This is a genomic window from Pseudomonas sp. KB_15, from assembly GCF_052114525.1.
In the GTDB taxonomy this organism is placed as follows: domain Bacteria; phylum Pseudomonadota; class Gammaproteobacteria; order Pseudomonadales; family Pseudomonadaceae; genus Aquipseudomonas.
Window position 1 is genome coordinate 1 of the sequence record NZ_JBFREX010000215.1, and the last position, 446, is coordinate 446.

The 446-nt window shown below is 68.2% G+C and carries 1 protein-coding gene; it reads right to left on the reverse strand.

All coding sequences use genetic code 11. From position 1 onward, the window contains the following. On the reverse strand, positions 1-446 hold a 446-nt coding region (locus tag AB4Z35_RS30535; protein WP_442101235.1), incomplete at both ends, for a TauD/TfdA dioxygenase family protein.

Consider the following 446-nt stretch of genomic DNA (forward strand, 5'->3'; position numbering starts at 1 on the left):
GTCCCAGATCGCCACGCTGTTGCGTCCCAGATCGCCACGCTGTTGCGCGTCCAGCGCCAGCGCACCTGGAACTCGGGAACCTCGGCCTGCGCGCACAGGTATTGCAGCAGGTCGCCCGAGCCGGGCATGAAGTCCTTGCCGAAGCGGACGGTGTCGCCCCGGTGGTAGTTGGCGAAGTGCGAGGTGAAGGCGTTGACGAACAGCACGGGCTCGCTGGTTTCCGGGTGGATGCGCACCACCGGGTGCTCCACCATCGGGAACTGGGCCGCCAGGGCGGCGCGCTTCTCCGGCGGCATATTGGCGCCGAAGGTGTGCTCGATGCTGTGCTTGGCGCGCAGGCCGTGAATGCGGATCTTGATGTCGTCCGGCAGCCGGCGGTACGCCTCGGCCATGTTCACCCAGATCGTGTCGCCGCCCACGGGCGGGGTTTCCACGCAGCGCAGCAC